Genomic DNA, 19,371 nt, shown 5'->3' on the forward strand with positions numbered 1-19,371 from the left:
TATATGTTACAATATTCCTGTTGTTCTGAAATAATGGGAATTCATCAATAAATGGCGCGCTTGATAGTCATAAAGGGGAGGCAACATCATGTCCGATATCATGTGGATAATATCACATTATGGATATATGGCTTTATTCGTACTGTTGGCCTTAGGCATTGTAGGTCTGCCGGTACCAGATGAAACGATTATGGTTTTTGTGGGCAGTTTAACGGCAAGTGGACCGTTTCATTATATCAAGGCGTTTATCGTCTGTTTACTGGGCAGTATGACAGGGATGCTGATTAGTTATACGGTAGGACGGAAAGTCGGCAAACCGCTATTAGATCGTTATGGGAAATGGGTGAAGCTTACACCGGAGCGTTTGGCAAAATCAGAGGCTTGGTTTAAAAAGTATGGCCCTATAAGTATTGCATTTGGATATTTTGTACCGGGATTCAGACACTTGACGTGTTATTTTGCGGGCATGTCCCGTTTAAAGTTCCCTGTTTATTTAGCATCTGCATTTGTGGGCGCTGTCATATGGGTAACGACGTTCTTGACGCTTGGTCATTTTGTAGGAATGCATTGGAAAGAAACGGTGAAATGGCTCCATCAACAGTTGGGACCTACACTTCTGATTGCGCTTGTCATTGCAGGACTTATCATACTGGTCTTTTTCCTTGTACATAAGAAGAAGCGGCAGCGTGCGTCACAGCCCAAACAGGCAGTTAATGAGCCGCAGTAATCATATATTGCCCGTTCTTGAATGGGAGATTTCTTTCATAAATACGTTGGATTAACTTGAAATAGGAATGGTATATCTTATTTGTGCTTGTAGTATAGCAGATGTATAACCAAAAACGCCTTGATGACACTTGTAGTGTCTCAAGGCGTTACGTATACATAGCGGCTGGTAAATGTAATTTACGCGGCACTGCTTTGGTGTGGAAATAACTTGACGGATTGGATCTTGCTTGTCTTCGGATCAAGGTCAAGTCGCAGCAATGCATTGCCAGACTTATAACTCCATACATAACCAGTATCTTGATCAGGCTTGCCAAGGGCTGTAACAGCGGAGGAATCGTGATCACCAACTTTAAGGCCGATAATGCCAGTTGAAGTTCCGGACCCGGAAACTTCGATAAAGGCGACATGTCCTTTGGAATTGCAACCAAAAGAATATCCTTCATACTCCAGGACTTCAATTGGATCTGCCTCATCCATCGTATAACGTGTATCCGGTGCTCCCCACGCTTTGGTAATATCCTGCTCCGTATCCGATAAAGAAATGCCCTTCAGCTTCATGTTTTTGCGATCAAAGTCAAATTCAGGATGGTTCTGGTTCGCTGCATCTGATGATGCATCCTTGGAACTAGATGCAATTGCAGTCTTCTCAGATTTCGAGTGGGGCGAATCCTGAATGGAATTTGACACTTCCTTTTGACCGGATAAGACATCATCTGTGGAATGCGGGGGCACACTGTCGTTAACGGATTGACACCCAAGCGTTAAGGAGATGAACAATGCGCTCGTTACAAGCACTTGAACACTCTTCGTTATGGGTCGCTGCATCTTTCGGTTCCTCCTTTACCGCCTCGCGACGGACATACATCATATTACCCTGTTACAAATATTTGAATCAACTTCGACCTGAGGTTGAATTAGTGCAAAAACGACGTTATTGAGTCTTTATTCAAAGGAAGTACCCATTTTTCGTGTTCTACATTAGTAAGACGTGATTCCAGCTCATTTGTTGCAGTAAACTAAATAAAAAGTCTGCTTTTCTCCTTTGGCGCAAATAGCATATAATAAGAGTAAGTGTTGAGAGGGGGGCGAAGAGGATGGTTCATGAGCCGACGGCTGAGTTTCTGCAAGGTAAAGTATCGGATGCGAAGGTGCATTTTGAACGCGCGCTTGATTGCAAGCATACAGAGTTCGATGACCTGTACCCATATATGATTGAACACCCGCAATTTTTTTGGTACAAACGCTATGTGGCGTGGTCAGAATTGCTGACGGTGGTCAAACTATGTAACGAGCTGAATGTGACATGGCGTCAATTATTTTCGGTACAGCAGGCAGATTATATCGAGAAGCGAGTAATGTCAGCCAAAGTGCTGGATTACTGGTTTGAGAAGAACGATTCGCGGGAACACGTAGGACATTAATTAAAGAATGTTCATTGATTAGCGGGACACGATAGTTATGGACCTGTGGGTTAGTTTGCCGCAGGTCCTTCGTATATACAGAAGAGTACTTGCATATAGGCATAAGGAGGAATAAGCGTAATGGACGAGCAGTTATTAGATCAATATCGGCAGCAGGGCATACTTGTGCGTGTAGTACGTGATCTATTGGAAATTAATGATGTAAAAGGAATTGTGGTTGCTTGGGACGACGACAGTATAATGATTAGAAAACCGAATCGTCGTATTGTTAAGTTGAAGCGTTCTTACCTCGTGCAGCCGATTGAGGAACCTCGAAAGCTGCCCCCAGGTTTATTGGAAGAGTAAGCAGCTGTTGGTATGACCTAATGTTAGCCAATAGTGAGAAAAATATATTGCAAGGATGGAGTAAGTATGATAATATATATTTCCTAAGCCCAATTATATTGGTTCATAATATTGGTGGGTTATTGAATATCATACATGCAGTCATGGCGGAATTGGCAGACGCGCTAGATTCAGGTTCTAGTGCCCGCAAGGGCGTGGAGGTTCGAGTCCTCTTGACTGCACCATCTTATCAACAACAAGTTCGTACAACTGCTGTGCATGCAGTTTGTGAACTTTTTTTATTTGGTATTTTCAATACTTTTTTATAAATAGTTTGCTTTTGGGGATACATGAAAACGCTCAGCGATGGAACAATAGGGATTGGATTGAACTCGCTCCATAGACGAATAGTTAGACAGCAGCTCATTAACAAATGGAATTAACATGTTGACACTCAACTCGTGACGTGATATATTATTTCTTGTGACCGAGCGATGAACGGATTAACAGTAACGCAGAACATACTGGACATACAGTTAAGAGACGCGTTGAAGATTCTCTTCATGAGTCAGAAGTTACATACAATGTTCTATTATACAACATGCAGTCATGGCGGAATTGGCAGACGCGCTAGATTCAGGTTCTAGTGCCCGCAAGGGCGTGGAGGTTCGAGTCCTCTTGACTGCACCAATTTTATAAGAACGAGAATGTTCATAGGATGCTGAATAGCATTTTGTGGATTTTTTTATGTTTAGAGTTTGTATACTGGATCGTTTACCATTAAGCAGATACCCATCCACTTTTAAGTAAACTTCGATTATCTTCTGAACTCTCCTCTCATTCGAAATACTCTTATGTTAATTTAACCACCGATATTTGATCTTCTCGTTTTAATCGTAAGTTCCCTCAATCCATTTTCTAGTACCCACAAATACGAACTCCACTTATTTTCAAAATTAACCACAGTTTAATAATAACTTCTTCATTTCTTAACGATGCGACATTTCCCTCATTGCCTCATAGCAGGCGGAATTTCATTCTCTATATGTCCTTTTCTTCGTTTTTCATTTTTATCATTCTAGAATTATCCACTATAAAGGGGGTGATATATGCAGGGTTTTAGTAAAATCCTAGTTGTGTACTGACGATAAGTACAAGCATTAAGAGGTTATAGGATAGAGCCGATTCGTTAAGAACGGATGGTCTAAAACTATAGGTAAGGGAGTAGGAGGGGATAAACGTTGCCTATCATGCTGTCCCAACGGGATAAAAAGGATGAAGGTATGTTTGTTACTGAACTGTACATTCGATACTACCCCATGATGAGAAAAATAGCTTTTGAGATTACACGTGATCATAGTGTGGTAGAGGATATCATCCAAGATGCCTTTATTCGCTTAATTAGAAAAATTACACTTCTAAAATCATTAGATCCCGGCAAAAGAGTCTCCTATATACTCCAAACCACTCGAAATACAGCCCTTAATTATTTGAAAAAGCACACTAAAAATAAAAAACATACCACGAATTGTTATCAAGATTTGGAATGGGTAAGTGACTCTCAGACTAGTATTGAGGACATGTACAATACAAAAGAAGGGCTTCGTTCAGTAAGTATGATTATTTCAGCGCTGCCCAAAAGAGATCGTATGCTGCTATACAACAAATACATTTTAGATTTGGACGATAAAGATATTTCTCGCTCGATGAAAATACCAAAGGCTAATATTCGATCTTATTTGACGAGAGCAAGGCAAAGAGCCTTAAAAATGCTGCTTAAACATAAAAGTTTCATCACCAGTGTGCGACCTCAGGTCTAATTTTGAAAAATGGTCACATTACCTGTTGCATATTCTTGATTTTGGTTGTCTTTAGGATAGAAACATATGAGTCAAACATATGGATCGTTTGAATTGGTGGCCGCCATTCAATATAAAGTCAAAATTTATATAGTTGGAGGTTATGTCATGTTCAAGAGTAAATTATTTCTAGCATCAATGTCTTCCTTATTATTGGCTGGTGCAATTGGGCTTCCTGCTTCACAAGCTTTTGCAGCATCACCTCAAACAGCTGTTGTATCCAGTGTTAAGGCTGTAAGTGTGCAAGGATCTGTTGAGGCAGCAGGTAAGCTAGGATTCCTAGTAAGAGGTGCCCTTGTTGTTATTAAAAATGCGGTTAAATATGGCGGGGAAGCATTATCCCATGTTGTAAAATGGCTTGATGCGGACACGGCAAAATACTTATCTAAAAATACGAACAAAATCTCGGATGGTATAGATAAAGCCATTGGTAAAATCAGTGAATTGGGCGATTATGCAACTGCGACGATCAGAACGATTCTGCTTGACGGTCTCCGTGCGGCAGGTGTTCCAGATAAGTACGGTGTAGCGATTGCAGAAGCCATTGCTGCAACAGTTGACTTATTGCTCCTCTAAAAGGTGTGAACATAGGGAGGGGGAACTACTGCTTCTCCCTCTGCATGTTTTTAGGAAGGTGGTTAGCATGTTGGATCCTAAAATAAAGCAATTGGAAGAAATGATCGTTCAACAAAACAAAGTCATTCTCACACTGCAAAATAAGATTGAATTATTAGAGGATAAAGTAGTTCGGTTAGCGATCTGCAAAATATCAAACGGAAATTATCCTTATTATGATTTTCTTTTGTCTTACCATATAACTCCGGAACAGCAATTTCAAATAAAGAGACTATTTATGGTGTTATCTGAAAAACGATCAGGAAATACACTTCCAGTTTCGTTTAAAAGTTCTGAGAGTTATTCGACTGATTTCTTATACGAAGACAGTACGATCACTTACAACGACGTAAAAAACTCGATCTTGACCATCTTGCTTAATACGGATGATGACCTTCCTCTATCATTAATTACAGCCATGAGAGATCAGGGGATGCAGACGGAGCTTTGTGATTATTTAATTTCTTTGGCCAAGAACGAGACCTAGTCAAGGAACCTTCTTTATATTGGTAATTATTTATATCTATAGTTCTATAACTCCATTAACGTATTAATAATGATGATTGGAATGTTAGCATATGAAAATAATAAGGAACGTACTTTGGTTCTCTTGTATCAGCTGCATCTTCATCGTTTCTATAATAGTTCCGTCTTCTTTATCAGCTCAAGAGGTGAACACAAGGTACTTCATTTCATTTAAAGCGCAGATCAATTACGGATTAATCTTTGGCATGGAAGGTAAGATTGTAGAAGAATATCCAGACTTGACGATGATACTTGCTGAGCTATCAGAAACTAAAGCTGCCAAGCTTAAAATGGATCCACAAATTGAATTTGTTGAACCCGATATATTACTCCATGTGTTGCCCGGATTGAGTACGAATTTGGAAAGTGAAACGTTGCTCCCATCTCTTGTTAATAAGGAACAAGAAATTCAGTGGGGGATGAAAAAAGTCAAAGCAATTGAAGCTCAAAATGAGGGTTATAGTGGTAAAGGAGTAAGGATCGGTGTCGTGGATTCAGGTATCGATTATACACATGATGATCTCTCGATTGCAGGTGGAGTCAATATGATCGATGGCAGCGCTAACTTCATGGACGATTACGGCCATGGAACGGAGATAGCGGGAATTATCAGTGCTATTCCTAATGATATAGGTGTGTTAGGCATTGCACCTGAGGCCCGTTTATATGGCATAAAGGTTCTAGATTCAAAAGGGTATGGTCACATCAGCCATGTCGTTAAGGGGATTAAATGGTCAATTGATCATGATATGGATATTGTGAATTTGAGTTTCCAAACAAAAGAAAACAGTCTAGCATTGAAGAAAATAATAAAGAAAGCTTACCATAAAGGGCTGCTGCTTATAGCGGCGGCAGGCAACAATGGGTTTAATGAAGGAAATACGGTTGAATATCCCGCAGCATATAAAGAAGTGATTGCAGTTGGAGCGATTAATAGCAGAGATGAGAGAACCTTTTATTCGGGTAGAGGAAAAGAATTAGATGTAATGGCCCCGGGTGCAAGTATTTATAGTACGACGTTACATAATCAATATGCAATGACGCTTGGGACTTCGATGGCAGCTGCCCATGTCTCAGGTGCAGCCGCATTAATCATGGAAGCGAAGCCTAACCTAGACAACAGAGAGATACGTTCGATTATTGTTCATACTGCCAGTAAAATGGGGGAGAAAAACCTGTACGGGCACGGATTAATAAATGCTTTAAAGGCAATTCATTATAGTGAATAGGGTATAGACAACAACGCAACCTCCCTTTCAGTGCAAAGCAGGCTGAAGGGGAGGTTGCGTTGTTGTTATTTGTGGTTAAGTGATATGTGCTATTCTTCAGAATCATCCTCAAATAAATGTTTGAGCACCGATTTGCGATTTTCTAGAAATTTTCTAGTAATTTGATAGTGATCGGTGTCTTCGTAACGGATCTGAGCTATTGGATGACTGTCAAAATTAATAATTTGAGCGTCTGGATATCCCATTAAGATAGGAGAATGCGTGGCTATAATAAATTGCGAATCTTGGGATAAATCTTTAATGATACGCAACAATGCCAATTGCCTTGCAGGAGATAATGCAGCTTCGGGCTCATCCAGCAAATAAATGCCTCTGTCTCTGAAGCGATGATTAAACAGGCTGAGAAACGACTCTCCGTGTGATTGCGTATGCAGGGAACGTCCTCCGTACGCTTCATACATGCCGATCTCATCGATATGTGTAGCAAACTCATAAAAGGATTCTGCGCGCATAAAAAAGCCGTTTGTCAGCTTAGGAAACCATGACAGCCGCACATAATTCCCCAATGCCGCCTCAGAGGATTCCACGTAGTAAGTGTTATTCCTACCACCACCAGCTGTATTAAATCCGCATTGATAGGCAATTGCTTCAAGCAAGGTGGATTTTCCGGAGCCATTTTCGCCAACAAAAAAGGTAACATTGCTTGAAAAATGTAGGGTGTCCAATCTCTTGATTAGAGGCAGGGAGAAGGGATAACTTTGATAATTATGCATCTTCTCTTTCAGCAGATATAAGCTCTTCAAAGACATGAAGTAATCTTCCCTCCAAGCAGGATAGATTCAACAAACAATTGACTAACGTTGTTTATCCACTAATATACGATTGCCCTCAATAACAACAATATCTCCAACCTCTGTGCCAGGGGGGAGCAGATGTTTTGGGTACTCAATCGAATGCTCATCTACTTCAATTACTGCAATATCGCATTCAAAGCGATTAATTGTTCCTTTTATCATGTAAGAGTACCTCCTATGAACGGATTAGATATTCAAAGTTTAACATAGGCTCAGCAATATAGCGACCGTACGTTAGATGAGCATATCTAGCCAATTTCCATTTTCAGTATTTGTACAGAATGAACGTTTAGTATAGGTACAGGGTTATTTGATTGTATTCAGATAACCCCTGATTCTGTTACTCCATGTCTAGCTTGCATACACGAAAGAGTCGGGAAGAAGTCATTACTTAAAGGAGGAGGCTACATATGCTCACCAATTCGCTGGCAATGACTCTTATGGCTAGCGATGTATTACAACTGAAAGCAGAAAGGAGCTTACTGCACGAATGAAAAGATTAGTAAAGACGCAAGCGGTTATTTGGGCGTTTATGTTAGTGCTGCACAGTGTGCTGCTGCCTGTCGCTGCCTATGCTAACCAAGCTGGAGGCGATGCCAGTGGTGTCCAAATTAAATTAAACACCACGGAAGCGAATGTACTTGCAGGCAAAACGTTCTCGTATGAAATTGATTATAGCTTGGCGAGTACGACAGGAGACTTTGCCAATGCAAAGATAGTGCTGCCCCTGCCAGCAGGAATTGAATTTGAACGTACAATAGATTCCATTCATGCAACAGGTAAATATGAGAAGGTTGGTAACGCCGGTACTGTAACATTTACATTCAAAGATCCAACAGCAGCCGGGGTGACAGGAAGACTGCAAGTGAATGCTCATTTTCCTAACCAAGTAACGCCGAATGGAACCATTGCTACCACGAATGCTACTTTTGAACATAATCAAGGAAGCGTTCGTGTGAAGTCCAATCTGGTGCAAGTGACGGCGATGGCATCAGCGGAATGGAGTTTAAAGAAGGAACAAGTTGTTCCCGTGCAGCATGTCAAGCCTATACCTGGCAGCGAAGTGGAGTACAAAATTACATTTGGTGATGTCAAGGATGCCAACCAGTATGGCAACTTGAATATTGACGACGTAATTATTACGGATACACTTCCAGACGCAGCTACCTTTATATCAGCTCGTCCAGCACCTAGCAAACAGGAACTGAACAATAAGCGGTTGACTTGGCAGGCGAATGCTCAAGGAGACTTTCCTACTGAAATATTCGTAAAAGTATCTTACCCAGCCAATGTCATCGACGTAATTAATCAGCACCCTGACAAGTATCCAGAGCAAAAGGTAACGAACAACGCCCAAGTATCCTACAAGCCGCTTGGGGAATCTCAGCCTACAGTCCTTCAGTCTAAGGCATCACACGGTTTTGTTGATGTCCCGCAGGGAGGCATCTGGATTTACAAAAACATTTACAGTGCCAACGAAAAAGAGCTGTCGAAAGGTCAAGGGGTAAGCTTCTATATCGGGGGGATGGATAATTCGGCTAACGTAGAGCTGCAGGACGCCAAGATGACGGATATGACACCGAATGGTCTGGAGCTCAATTATTTGAAGACCCCTAAGTTTGTTGGAATCTCATCGTATAAAGTACAGTACACAACGACTACGCATCCTAAGGACGACAGTAATTGGTCGAATTGGGGCGCACAGCTGACAACGGATAAAGTGCATCAATTAAACGCTGCGGATTTATTACCCACACAAGCTGCTGATATCAAAGGCATCCGTTTTGTGTTTGGTTCTATTCCGGTTGAATTTCGTCAAGTAGGCGCACTGGAGCTGCGTTATAGCCTGACAGCAGACTATAAGAATCTGCCGGAGCCGTACGTGTACGGTTATTTCCAAGATGGTACGGACGGGGAGCCTGGTGGCAATTTCCCGGATCTGGACAAATACAACGGACTGCCGAACAGTCAGGAAAGTCCTGCTGACCGTAAACAAATTGTGAATCACGCGGTTATGACCCATTCGATGAAAGATAAGAATGGGAACCCAGGCAGCACACAGAAATTTGTAGCTAGAGTTAAAGTGCTTGCGGTTGATAAACTGCCGATTATTAGTGTCGACAAAAAGGCGAGCGGCACTGTCTTCGAGTCAGGGGATAAGGTTACTTATACGATCAAGGTGAAAAATGCGGGAAGTACGAATGTTGACTTTGAAAATCCGATCGTAAGGGACCTGCTTCCTTCCGAACTGGAGTATGTCAAAGGCTCCTTAACATTCAAAAATAGTAACGGAATCGCACTACCGGCTCCGCATTTTCAACAAGGAAACCCTGATAGCAGCGGCCGCACTCCACTTGTTTGGACATGGGGAAGTGATAATAGCAATACCCTGCTGCTTAAGAATGGGGACACACTGACTTTAACCTTTGATGCTCAGATTAATAAGGGAACTTCGCGTGGCTCGATTACAAACGAAGTGGAAGTTACGTCTGTTACCCAGAAATATGTAAACAACTATAATAATTTTAAAAATCAGCGTTACAAAGACGGTAAATGGTATGTGTACAGCAATACTGCGATCTATATCAATTCTGCTGTAAACCTGGAATCCATTAAGTGGGTGCAGGGGGATCTGGATAACGGAACTTGGACGAAGTATCCGGACACAGGCAATGTTACACCTGGCGGTGAAATTAAGTATAAGCTGGAGTTACGGAACAACGGCACAGTGGGCGTCAAAAATGCGATCATTGTAGATGCTCTGCCTCACATAGGCGATCATGGTGTTATCGATCCAGCTCCGCGAGGCAGCAAATGGAGTCCTGTACTGACACACGAGCTTAGTTTGCCGCAGGATGTCACCGTATACTATAGCACTGACAGCGAAGTATCAATGACAAGAGGCGACTGGTCGAAGGTGGCTCCTCAAGATTTGACGACAGTTAGAGCTTTGCGGTTCGAGTTTGGCAAAGATGTGATCTTGGCTCCCGGTGAGTCGAGGGAGCTGACGTGGACGATGCGTGCGCCAGTGGGCGCGCCGACAGGTCTTGATCAAATTGCTTGGAATTCCTTTGGATATACAGCTATTCCAGTAGGTAGTGATTCATTCATGCTGCCGGCGGAGCCGCTAAAGGTAGGCATTAAGATTCAAGATAATCCGAAAGCTGAAATCGGCAACTACGTATGGCTAGACGTGAACGACAATGGAATCCAAGATGAAGCTCCTGCAAGCGGAGTTAACGGTGTACGAGTTACCTTGCACCGTGCAGCCGACGGTCAACTGCTGCAAAGTACAATTACAGGTAACAGTCATACAGGGGACCCTGGTTATTATTTGTTTACGGGCCTTGAAGCAGGTCATTATGTTGTGAAATTTGAATTGCCAGTAGGATATGAGTTTGCGAAAAAAGACGAGGGAACTAATCCTTCCCTAAATTCAAAGGCGGATCCAGCAGGCATAACCGCAGTAGTGGCACTTCAAGCAGGTGATAAGTACCATGACGTGGATGCAGGTCTTATCACTAAAAAAACACCTCCTGTTACGATTAAGGGAGCGATCGGCAAATACGTATGGCTGGATACGAACAGCAACGGCATTCAGGATATTGAAGAATCTGGGCTAAACAACGTTGTGGTTGAGCTGCGGGATGGCCGTGGAGACTTGCTCGCTTCTACCGTAACCCGTTCTGTTTACTACAGTACGGTGACGAATTCGGTATATGACCCGACTGTAACTGGTTCTGTCTACAATCCAAGTGTGACGGATTATGTGTATAAGCCAGGTTATTATTTATTTGATCAACTAAATGCTGGACATTATAAAGTTCGGTTTATTGTGCCGGATGGCTACGCATTTACGAAACAAAGCCAAGGCAGTGATCCTGTACGTGATTCCAATGCCAGTACGCTTGGTTGGTCGGAGGATATTACGTTGACGGAGGGGCAGCGAAACTTGACGATCGATGCTGGTCTTGTTGTTAAGCCGACAACTCCAGTTGATCCGGGTAAGCCAGACGAGCCGGGTACTCCGGGTAAGCCAGATGAGCCGGGCACTCCGGGTAAGCCAGACGAGCCGGGCACTCCGGGTAAGCCAGACGAGCCAGGCACTCCGGGTAAGCCAGACGAGCCGGGCACTCCGGGTAAGCCAGACGAGCCGGGCACTCCGGGTAAGCCTGATCAGCCGGGCACTCCAGGTAAGCCGAGTGAACCAGGAAATCCGGGTGAAGATGGCGCGAATCAACCTGGAGATCATACAGGAGGAGAACATGACGGGCAAGATGAGACAGAGGGCGGCGGCACGGATGTAGCAGGTGATAACGACCATGTTAAGCCAGGTCAACTGCCTCTGACAGGTGAAGAAGCACCTGTCGCTCCAATTGCAGGTATTCTTCTTTGCGCGATTGCTGTTGGGATGTGGCTAGTGCGCAAAAAAATGACGACTGTCCGTTAAACGATTCTTAACTACGAATCGAAACAACAAGCGGGAACCTTTGTCTCGTTGTGACCCCGATCAGAAATGTGATGTGCGAGGACTGAGATGATATTTCCGTATGTTAAGCGTCGCCGTTATGGCGGCGCTTTTGTATGGAGCGGGCGTTATCTGAAAACTGTAAAGCGGAGTACGTGTGGATATGGATGACGGCACATAGGGTGCAGAAAGAGGATAAAGATAAGTCAGGTACATCTGGCCTGACTCAGCTCACACACAGAGGCCGACTCCTAATGAGCCGGCCTCCGTTGCTATAGTTATAAATCACGGTCTAAACTAAAGTTATATCGTCGCCTTTATAATAAGTCGATGGGTTGATTTCCCGAAAGGCTCGCACGTAATCAGTGTCAGTTCCTTACTATCCTCACGCTGGTCTAATACCGTTAGATCTTCAGGTAGCACAACGAATTTGGAAGTAACGGTATATTCAAACAAGTGATCAGCCGTTTCGAGCTTGATCTTATCCCCAGCCTCAAGTTCATCCAAACGGTTAAAATGCCTGCCGTATGTTCGACTTCGGTGGCTGGCTAACACGAAGTTCCCAATCTCTCCAGGCATACGGTCTGGTATGACGACACCACTTCCCAACTTGAGTGATTGTGCTGTAGCCCCCTCAACCATTGGCTCACGCAGATCGATCTTCTCTATGGAAATTGTCCCGTAAACGGGAAGTCCGTCAATAAGGGCAGCAGGCTTCTTGTTGTGTGACACGGAAGTCGGACTTACCGGTAAAGTTGATCCACTGCTAGATGTCTTCGCTTTGGGCAGGGAATCCCATTCAGTGAGCAATCGCAGTTCATTCTGCTCTTCTACATAACGTGTCCATTGTGGATAAAGAATAAGAGCTAAGCCGACAACTAACAATAGCATAATCGTAATATTCCACGGCGTTAATTTGGAACGTAAAGTCATGATATCGGTTTACTCCTTATAGATTAAAATATTGCACCTATTCCATTTTACGCGTATGCTGTACATGGTTTCAACCTGTTGTGACCATATTTACACAATAAAATGGATATCGTGGCCCTTATAGGGGGCTAGTCACCAGGTTCCAAGTGTTGAGGTAATGAATATCTAGTAAAGTGTTTTACAAGGAGCTTGCAATGTGCTGCTTCAGTATGAAGTAGAGAAATATTGATGGGAATATTAACCTATTGTAAAATAGTAGAACTCCCCGAGGGAGGCGTTGATGAACATCCTGAAAAGTTAGCCTGAACACGCAGAGGAGGAAGAGCCCCTGGCTCCGGGGACCGGACGGGTAAGGGGATGCGCTATTATATATGCTATAAAAATCGAAAGCTGCTTGGACCTATGACAAAAGAAGAAGCCGCGCGTGAAATATTTGAGCTCAGAGGGACCTTCAAAGATCTGTACATATTAGTGGTTGATATCAACGGAAAAGTTGTAGGCCGCATGGGACGTAAGAAATAAATGGTGATCTGTGTCAATGTTTCCAGCGGTTGCTTTAAAATAGAGCCCTTCTGACTACTGCTTATCTTTATAATGTGAACAATAAGCATATAAGCGCACGGCATTAACGGAATAGAAATGTAGTGGGGAACAACTGAGGAGTTCCTCCTTTTTTGATGCACGCATAGCAGTATAAAGGGGCAATATGTATGCTTGTCTCATTGGAAATCAAAATGAAACTAAAGAACTAATCTGAAAAAAAACTGAAACTTCATGATTCATTTACACATAAATCAATTATCCTTCCAGTATATTAGGCTCGAAGGATCGATTTTTGAACTTTCAGTACTTCATCCACAACTCTTCTTTTATCCTCGCAATGCTTGCATGCTAACCATGTTGTCCGGCCTATCCCAATTGTCTATCCATATCTGCCAGTGCCTATTCAGGATGCAAGATCCTTCTGATTTGGTTGAAGTTGATACATTAGCGTAACGAGGTATTCATATGATTGATATTCATACACATATCCTTCCTTGTGTAGATGATGGAGCGACATCAATGGCAATGTCGATAAGTATGGCGCGTCGCGCTTCCGCACAAGGCATCAGGTATATGTTGGCCACCCCGCATCATCGCAATGGCTTATATGTGAATCCTGCGCCCTTAATCCATCAGGCTGTTGATCACTTGAACAAGGAACTTCAACGCAGCAATATTGATCTTCTGGTATACCCGGGTCAGGAAATTCGGGTATATGATCGTTTATTGCAGGATTTAACTCTTGGACTAGAATTGTTGTCCTTAAATGGATCGAGGTATGTCTTGCTGGAAATTCCATCCACACATATTCCTCCCAGGTTGCGAGAGTTGGTATATGAAGTGTGTCTATTAGGAAAAGTGCCCATCCTTGCACATCCAGAGCGTAATCTGGAAGTGATGAGCTCACCGACTCGATTGGCTGAACTAGTACAGGAGGGAGCGCTGTGCCAAGTGACTTCGCACTCCTTAAATGGGAATTTTGGTAAAAAGGTGAAGAAACTAGCATGGGAACTGTGCAAGCAGCATAAAGTTCATTTTGTCGCTTCGGATTGCCATCGTGATATAAGAAGAGCACCTGACCTGGGGGAAGCCTACAAGCGAATTCAACGTTTGCTCGGAGAACGATATGTACGCTTTTTCCAGGATAATGCCCGCAGGGTACTCTTTAACGGGGAGATCAAGCGGGAGCTTCGTGCCGTACAACCGGCGAAGTGGTATCAATTATGGAGATAAAGAGAGACGGCAATGGAGTGTGTCTAACAATAGGAGAAGGGATGAAGCCTAACGATGAGAAGAAAGCTGTTGTTGTCCATAATCGCACTTAATCTGGCGATGAGTTCACTAGTTCTGCTGCCGCCAAGTACGGATGGTTCACTTGTTTATTTCCAGCCTGAGATTACCTTTGCAGAAGCAAGTGCTGCTAGCGCACTTGATCACATTAAGGCAAAGAAAAATGCTATTTTTAAGCTGGTCAGTCAAGAAGATGCTAAGACACTTGAGCAAGTGAGACAGCGTGTTAAGAAACTTAAAAGTAAAGATATAGAACGGGTATGGAAAAATATTAACAACATTAAAAAGCAACAAGGATCGGGGTATGAGCATGTAACGGAACAACGAGTGCTGGAGCTCGTTCAGCAGCTGGCCTCTTTCGTGTACGGAAATGATTGGACACAATTCGATAAATTAAGAAAAGATACGCAGTTCCGTCAGTTCATTAACGAATTAGCCAAATTGGGAGGTATCAAAGCGGGCCTCGGGGGACTTTCCTTTGAAGATGCCTATCTCTTTGCACTAGAGGTTGAAAAAGCTGTACGGCTTAAAATAGATACGCTGGCTTATGAAGATATATTGCGGATTGCATCGAACAAACAGGAGATTAAACGCTTGCTTGAGGATGTGTTTAACGAAATAAAGAAAACGTCCCGCAATCCGCTAGCTTCAGTTATTCGTGTATTCCAAATCGCAGAAGACGATATTTTGCAAGTTACCGATCGAATCGATCCTGGTTATCGCGGCGCTACCGTTTTGCTGTTCGCTTATGCACAGACAGAGGTAACGGTCAATTATCGTGTGACGCAAGCAGGCAGAGTTGCTTCTCCGACATTAAAAGTGCTGGGTCAGGAAGTACCTAACTTGCTCTTAAAATGGAAAAAAATTAGTGGCTCTCCGTCCGTTACCGTACGCGATAACCGTATCGTCCTTGCGGAGACAGAAAAGACGGGCACGGCTATCATTGCGGCTGAGGACGTCTTGTTCCATAAAGAGCTCTATCGGGGCAGCGTCACACTCACTGCTGACGCAGTTCCTGATGGCATTCTCATACCGACTCCTGCTGAGATTACTCATATTGTGAAGCACACGCTAGATGAGCTTGAGACGATCCGAGGACAGCTTAAATATGCGCAGGGTAGAAAAAGAGCAGTGCTGCTGGCTAAAGCGAAAACAATCGTTGAGAAAGCTGTGCCGAAGATCGCTAATTTCAACTTATCAAGCTTTATTCACATAAACGGCAGCAAAGCCACCGTAAACATCGATGTGCCAAAGCTGGTTGGCTATTTAAAGAATAGCGCGGCTGTGACCAATAAGCTCATCACAACCTACAGAGCTTTGGATGAGAAGACGCGTTCCCCAGAGGTCGAATATGTATTCGACTTCGGCAGAGTGAAAAGCAACCGCATTAAACTCGATTTACCGAAGGAACTGCTGAAGGAGGCCAGCACACTTGGAGTAACCGACCTTGCCTTAAAAGTAAATGGGGTGACGATAGTTGTCAACATTTCCGAGCTGAAAGGGAACACCGTATTGAACGTAAGCCAACAAGCCAAATCGTCAATTGACTTGCCGTATCGATCGGAAGCCTACAGCTTTGAGCTGGAAGTAGATGGCAAGGTGGTTCACAGCTTGCAACGGCCCGTTAAAGTACGTATTGAAGTAGCTGATGTGCACAATGCTGAACATTTGGCGCTGGTCAGCCTGGGCGAGCAATTCTATTCCATACAAGGCGGGACATATGATGCGGATAATGGAACATTTAACGCCAGCCGTCAGACGCTATTGCCTTTTTCAGTCATTGAACGAAACGTCACATTTACCGACTTGAGTACCGTGCAACCAACGCAGCAAAGCGCAATTCATACAGTTGCAGCACAAGGCATTATGGAAGGCGCGGGCAATCAATTATTCAGACCTAATGAACAGTTGACTCGGGCGGAGCTCGCCAAATTACTCGTCAAAGCGTTAGAAGTAGAGCCTGCTGCGTCTAATAAGGCTTTCAAGGATGTAAAGGACAGCGATTGGTTCGCATCCTATGCGTCGTCTGCTGTTCAATCCGGATACATTGCGGGACGGACGGGTGCAACATTTGATCCTGCTGCATCAGTAACCAAAACCGACTTAGCTGCGCTCGCTGCTCGTATTTTGGCTTGGTCAAGTAAAGACATGACAGAAGAGGAGATCGTTTCGATTCTGCAACCATTTACAGATGCTGCTCAGATCCCCGTTGCTGATAGATTCCATGTAGCACTGGCATCACAATACGAGCTGATTACAGCCGACGCGCAGCTGCGCTTGAATCCGCAGGCGAACGTAACAAGGGCTGAGGCGGCCGTCTTCATATCCCGCGTCTTAAAGTTGAGATAGGCGTGGGGGCTTATTAGGAGGATTAGGATGGAGATTGACATTAAAGGTCTCATGTTATTGATCCGTAGAAAGATATGGTGGGTGTTAGCAATTGTCACTGCGGCCTCCTTAACGGCAGGACTGATCAGCTATTATGTATTAAAACCGACCTATGAAGCTTCCAGCCAGATCATCGTGAACTCCACAAAAGGGGTAGGAGAAGGGGTTATAAGCATCAACGAAGTGAATATGGATCTCCGCCTCATTGATACGTACAAAGAAATTATTAAAACAACTTCCATGATGAAGCATGTCACTATGGCTTATCCAAACTTAGGTTATAGCCCAGCCCAGTTGGCGGCTGGCGTTCAAGTCGATTCCGTTAACAATACGCAGGTAATCACCATTTCATTTCAAAATGAAAACTACGCAAAGGCTGCCAAGACTGTAAATGCGATCGCGCAAGTGTTCCGTATGGAGATTCCTACCTTGATGAAGACTGACAATGTGTCAATTCTGGGACTTGCGGATGAGCTGGCAAAGCCTGCTCCGATCGGACCCAAAACCGTGTTCCATGTGGCGCTCACTTTTATGATATCCTTATTGGTTTCCATTGGATGTATTGTATTTCTAGATTATTTGGATGACACCGTAAAAAGTGAAGGTGAAATTTATCAGATGCTGGGACTTCCGAACTTAGCAACAATAATGGTCATTAGTGAATCTGATTATTCCGGTCAGCTTCATACTTCAATTAAAGGGAAGGGAAAATTGAACGATGTCACAATTGGGCAAGAAGCATAGCATTATTACCGAGCAGAACCCGATGTCGCCGATATCGGAAGTGTATCGAACACTGCGTACAAATATTCAGTTTTCCTCCATAGACAGCCCGGTAAAGTCCATTATGGTAACTTCGGCTGGTGCAGGTGAAGGAAAAACAACTACGTTGACAAATCTAGCTGTTGCTTATGCGCAAGCGAATATGAATGTCATAATTGTGGATGCTGATCTGAGAAAGCCTTCTATTCATGAATACTTTAGTTTATCTAATCGTCTTGGAGTTACCAATGTACTTGTGCATCAAGTTGGTAAAGAGACCGTTATTACGAAAAGTGGAATACCCTATCTGGATGTTATCCCTGCGGGAACGATCCCTCCGAACCCTTCGGAATTGCTCGCGTCCCAGCATATGTCGAAATTAATTGAGGAATTATCGCAAACGTATGATGCCGTATTTATTGATACGCCGCCCGTACTGCTGGTGACAGATGCCCAAGTGATGGCAACGAAATGCGACGGAGTATTGCTGGTTGTCCATTACGGGAAAGTGAAGCGCGAGGATCTCCGCAAGGCTAAAGCAAATTTACAGTTGGTCAATGCTAATGTGTTGGGAACTGTGCTCAATAAATATGCACAAAAAGGCATGAATCGATATCACTATTATGCAGGCGAAAATTAAGTTATTGAGCATGTTCCTGACATCAGAAACGTTTGATGGAGGATCGTGATGAATCAAGTAACCGAAATGATGTTGAGGGAGCAAGGTGCACCAGTCGTCAAGTCGCATACAGAAGCCGACGTTTCGTACTTGTTTCTGACGTGTAAAAGGATTATTGATTTCTTCCTATCTTTATCCCTGCTTCTGATCACATCTCCCATTATTGCCTTGTTAATTATTTGGATTAAGTATGAATCACCTGGACCTGCACTGTATGTTCAGGAGCGTGTTGGATACAGGGGTAAAATTATACGTGTCTTTAAATTGAGATCGATGTATAACGATGCGGAAAAGGACGGTCCTCGATGGGCCGTCCGCAATGACAGTCGAATTACTAAAGTCGGCAGCTTTATTCGAAGGACTCGTCTAGATGAACTCCCGCAGCTGATTAACGTGTTGAGGAATGATATGAGCTTAATTGGGCCACGGCCTGAGAGATATGCATTTATGCTGCAGTTCAGTGAGAAAATTCCAGGTTTTATGAATAGAGTACTCGTCAAGCCCGGATTAACGGGATTGGCGCAAGTAAATGGTGGGTACGATCTTACGCCGGAAGAGAAGTTTGAGCATGACATGTATTATATCCATCATTATTCCGCATGGTTGGAGACCAAAATATTTTTCAAAACCATTTTCATTGTGCTGACAGGTAAAGGAGCGCGATGATTCATTTCTGATGTTATTAATACTACTTTTTCGATTGGTAAAGTTGGTTAAATAAAACGTTTGTAAACATATCAGCAGTTTGGTGC

Annotated in this window: 17 protein-coding genes and 2 tRNA genes; 15 read left to right on the forward strand and 4 right to left on the reverse strand. The window is 43.4% G+C overall.

Annotated features, from left to right (window positions below; translation table 11 throughout):
* Window positions 1–88: 88 nt before the first annotated feature.
* Window positions 89–727: a DedA family protein gene (locus tag MH117_RS01510; protein ID WP_239326682.1), complete on the forward strand. Its 639-nt coding sequence runs from the start codon at window positions 89–91 to the stop codon at window positions 725–727.
* A 179-nt stretch (window positions 728–906) separates the two neighbouring features.
* Here the strand turns inward: MH117_RS01510 and MH117_RS01515 are convergent, their stop codons facing one another.
* Complete coding sequence (locus MH117_RS01515) at window positions 907–1,554, reverse strand: DNA uptake lipoprotein (RefSeq protein WP_239326684.1); 648 nt, start codon at window positions 1,552–1,554, stop codon at window positions 907–909.
* A 269-nt stretch (window positions 1,555–1,823) separates the two neighbouring features.
* On the opposite strand from MH117_RS01515, the gene MH117_RS01520 reads away from it, so the two are divergent.
* The 8 genes from MH117_RS01520 to MH117_RS01555 all read left to right on the forward strand — a co-directional run bounded on the left by MH117_RS01520 (window position 1,824) and on the right by MH117_RS01555 (window position 6,702).
* On the forward strand, window positions 1,824–2,150 hold the full coding sequence (locus tag MH117_RS01520; protein ID WP_239326686.1) for a hypothetical protein: 327 nt from the start codon (window positions 1,824–1,826) through the stop codon (window positions 2,148–2,150).
* Window positions 2,151–2,270: 120 nt separating this feature from the next.
* Window positions 2,271–2,495, forward strand: a complete 225-nt coding sequence (locus MH117_RS01525) for a hypothetical protein (RefSeq protein WP_239326688.1) — start codon at window positions 2,271–2,273, stop codon at window positions 2,493–2,495.
* A gap of 137 nt (window positions 2,496–2,632) precedes the next feature.
* Window positions 2,633–2,719: transfer RNA gene (locus tag MH117_RS01530), tRNA-Leu, on the forward strand.
* Between the two features lie 358 nt (window positions 2,720–3,077).
* Window positions 3,078–3,164: transfer RNA gene (locus MH117_RS01535), tRNA-Leu, on the forward strand.
* Window positions 3,165–3,724: 560 nt separating this feature from the next.
* Window positions 3,725–4,294 carry an RNA polymerase sigma factor gene (locus MH117_RS01540; RefSeq protein ID WP_239327724.1) on the forward strand — a complete coding sequence of 190 codons (570 nt, stop codon included), beginning with the start codon at window positions 3,725–3,727 and terminating at the stop codon, window positions 4,292–4,294.
* A gap of 66 nt (window positions 4,295–4,360) precedes the next feature.
* A complete protein-coding gene (locus MH117_RS01545) occupies window positions 4,361–4,909 on the forward strand; it encodes a hypothetical protein (protein WP_239326690.1) in 549 nt (182 codons plus the stop codon).
* 70 nt (window positions 4,910–4,979) lie between these two features.
* Window positions 4,980–5,435 carry a hypothetical protein gene (locus MH117_RS01550; RefSeq protein WP_239326692.1) on the forward strand — a complete coding sequence of 152 codons (456 nt, stop codon included), beginning with the start codon at window positions 4,980–4,982 and terminating at the stop codon, window positions 5,433–5,435.
* Between the two features lie 244 nt (window positions 5,436–5,679).
* Window positions 5,680–6,702, forward strand: a complete 1,023-nt coding sequence (locus MH117_RS01555) for a S8 family peptidase (protein ID WP_239326694.1) — start codon at window positions 5,680–5,682, stop codon at window positions 6,700–6,702.
* Window positions 6,703–6,791: 89 nt separating this feature from the next.
* Here the strand turns inward: MH117_RS01555 and MH117_RS01560 are convergent, their stop codons facing one another.
* Both MH117_RS01560 and MH117_RS01565 read right to left on the reverse strand, forming a co-directional pair.
* Window positions 6,792–7,511, reverse strand: a complete 720-nt coding sequence (locus MH117_RS01560; RefSeq protein ID WP_239326696.1) for an AAA family ATPase — start codon at window positions 7,509–7,511, stop codon at window positions 6,792–6,794.
* A 45-nt stretch (window positions 7,512–7,556) separates the two neighbouring features.
* On the reverse strand, window positions 7,557–7,718 hold the full coding sequence (locus MH117_RS01565; RefSeq protein ID WP_239326698.1) for a DUF3006 domain-containing protein: 162 nt from the start codon (window positions 7,716–7,718) through the stop codon (window positions 7,557–7,559).
* 328 nt (window positions 7,719–8,046) lie between these two features.
* Between MH117_RS01565 and MH117_RS01570 the strand changes: the two genes are divergently transcribed.
* Window positions 8,047–12,006, forward strand: coding sequence for an SdrD B-like domain-containing protein (locus MH117_RS01570; RefSeq protein ID WP_275444466.1), 3,960 nt, complete (start codon window positions 8,047–8,049; stop codon window positions 12,004–12,006).
* Between the two features lie 321 nt (window positions 12,007–12,327).
* Here MH117_RS01570 and MH117_RS01575 read toward each other — a convergent pair whose 3' ends face one another.
* A complete protein-coding gene (locus tag MH117_RS01575; protein WP_239326700.1) occupies window positions 12,328–12,957 on the reverse strand; it encodes a class D sortase in 630 nt (209 codons plus the stop codon).
* 1,008 nt (window positions 12,958–13,965) lie between these two features.
* Between MH117_RS01575 and MH117_RS01580 the strand changes: the two genes are divergently transcribed.
* From MH117_RS01580 to MH117_RS01600, 5 genes are all read left to right on the forward strand, one after another.
* The gene (locus MH117_RS01580; RefSeq protein ID WP_275444467.1) at window positions 13,966–14,733 is read left to right on the forward strand and encodes a tyrosine-protein phosphatase; all 768 of its coding nucleotides are present in this window, start codon (window positions 13,966–13,968) and stop codon (window positions 14,731–14,733) included.
* Between the two features lie 54 nt (window positions 14,734–14,787).
* Window positions 14,788–17,139: an S-layer homology domain-containing protein gene (locus MH117_RS01585; RefSeq protein ID WP_239326704.1), complete on the forward strand. Its 2,352-nt coding sequence runs from the start codon at window positions 14,788–14,790 to the stop codon at window positions 17,137–17,139.
* Between the two features lie 27 nt (window positions 17,140–17,166).
* A complete protein-coding gene (locus tag MH117_RS01590) occupies window positions 17,167–17,922 on the forward strand; it encodes a YveK family protein (protein WP_239326706.1) in 756 nt (251 codons plus the stop codon).
* Window positions 17,897–18,580 (forward strand): CpsD/CapB family tyrosine-protein kinase, encoded by a 684-nt coding sequence (locus MH117_RS01595; RefSeq protein ID WP_239326708.1) that lies wholly within the window; start codon window positions 17,897–17,899, stop codon window positions 18,578–18,580. Before MH117_RS01590 ends, MH117_RS01595 begins: the two co-directional genes overlap by 26 nt.
* A gap of 69 nt (window positions 18,581–18,649) precedes the next feature.
* Window positions 18,650–19,285 carry a sugar transferase gene (locus tag MH117_RS01600; protein ID WP_481857236.1) on the forward strand — a complete coding sequence of 212 codons (636 nt, stop codon included), beginning with the start codon at window positions 18,650–18,652 and terminating at the stop codon, window positions 19,283–19,285.
* The last annotated feature ends 86 nt before the right edge of the window (window positions 19,286–19,371 follow it).

The organism is Paenibacillus sp. ACRRX (assembly GCF_022346885.1).
In the GTDB taxonomy this organism is placed as follows: domain Bacteria; phylum Bacillota; class Bacilli; order Paenibacillales; family Paenibacillaceae; genus Paenibacillus_B.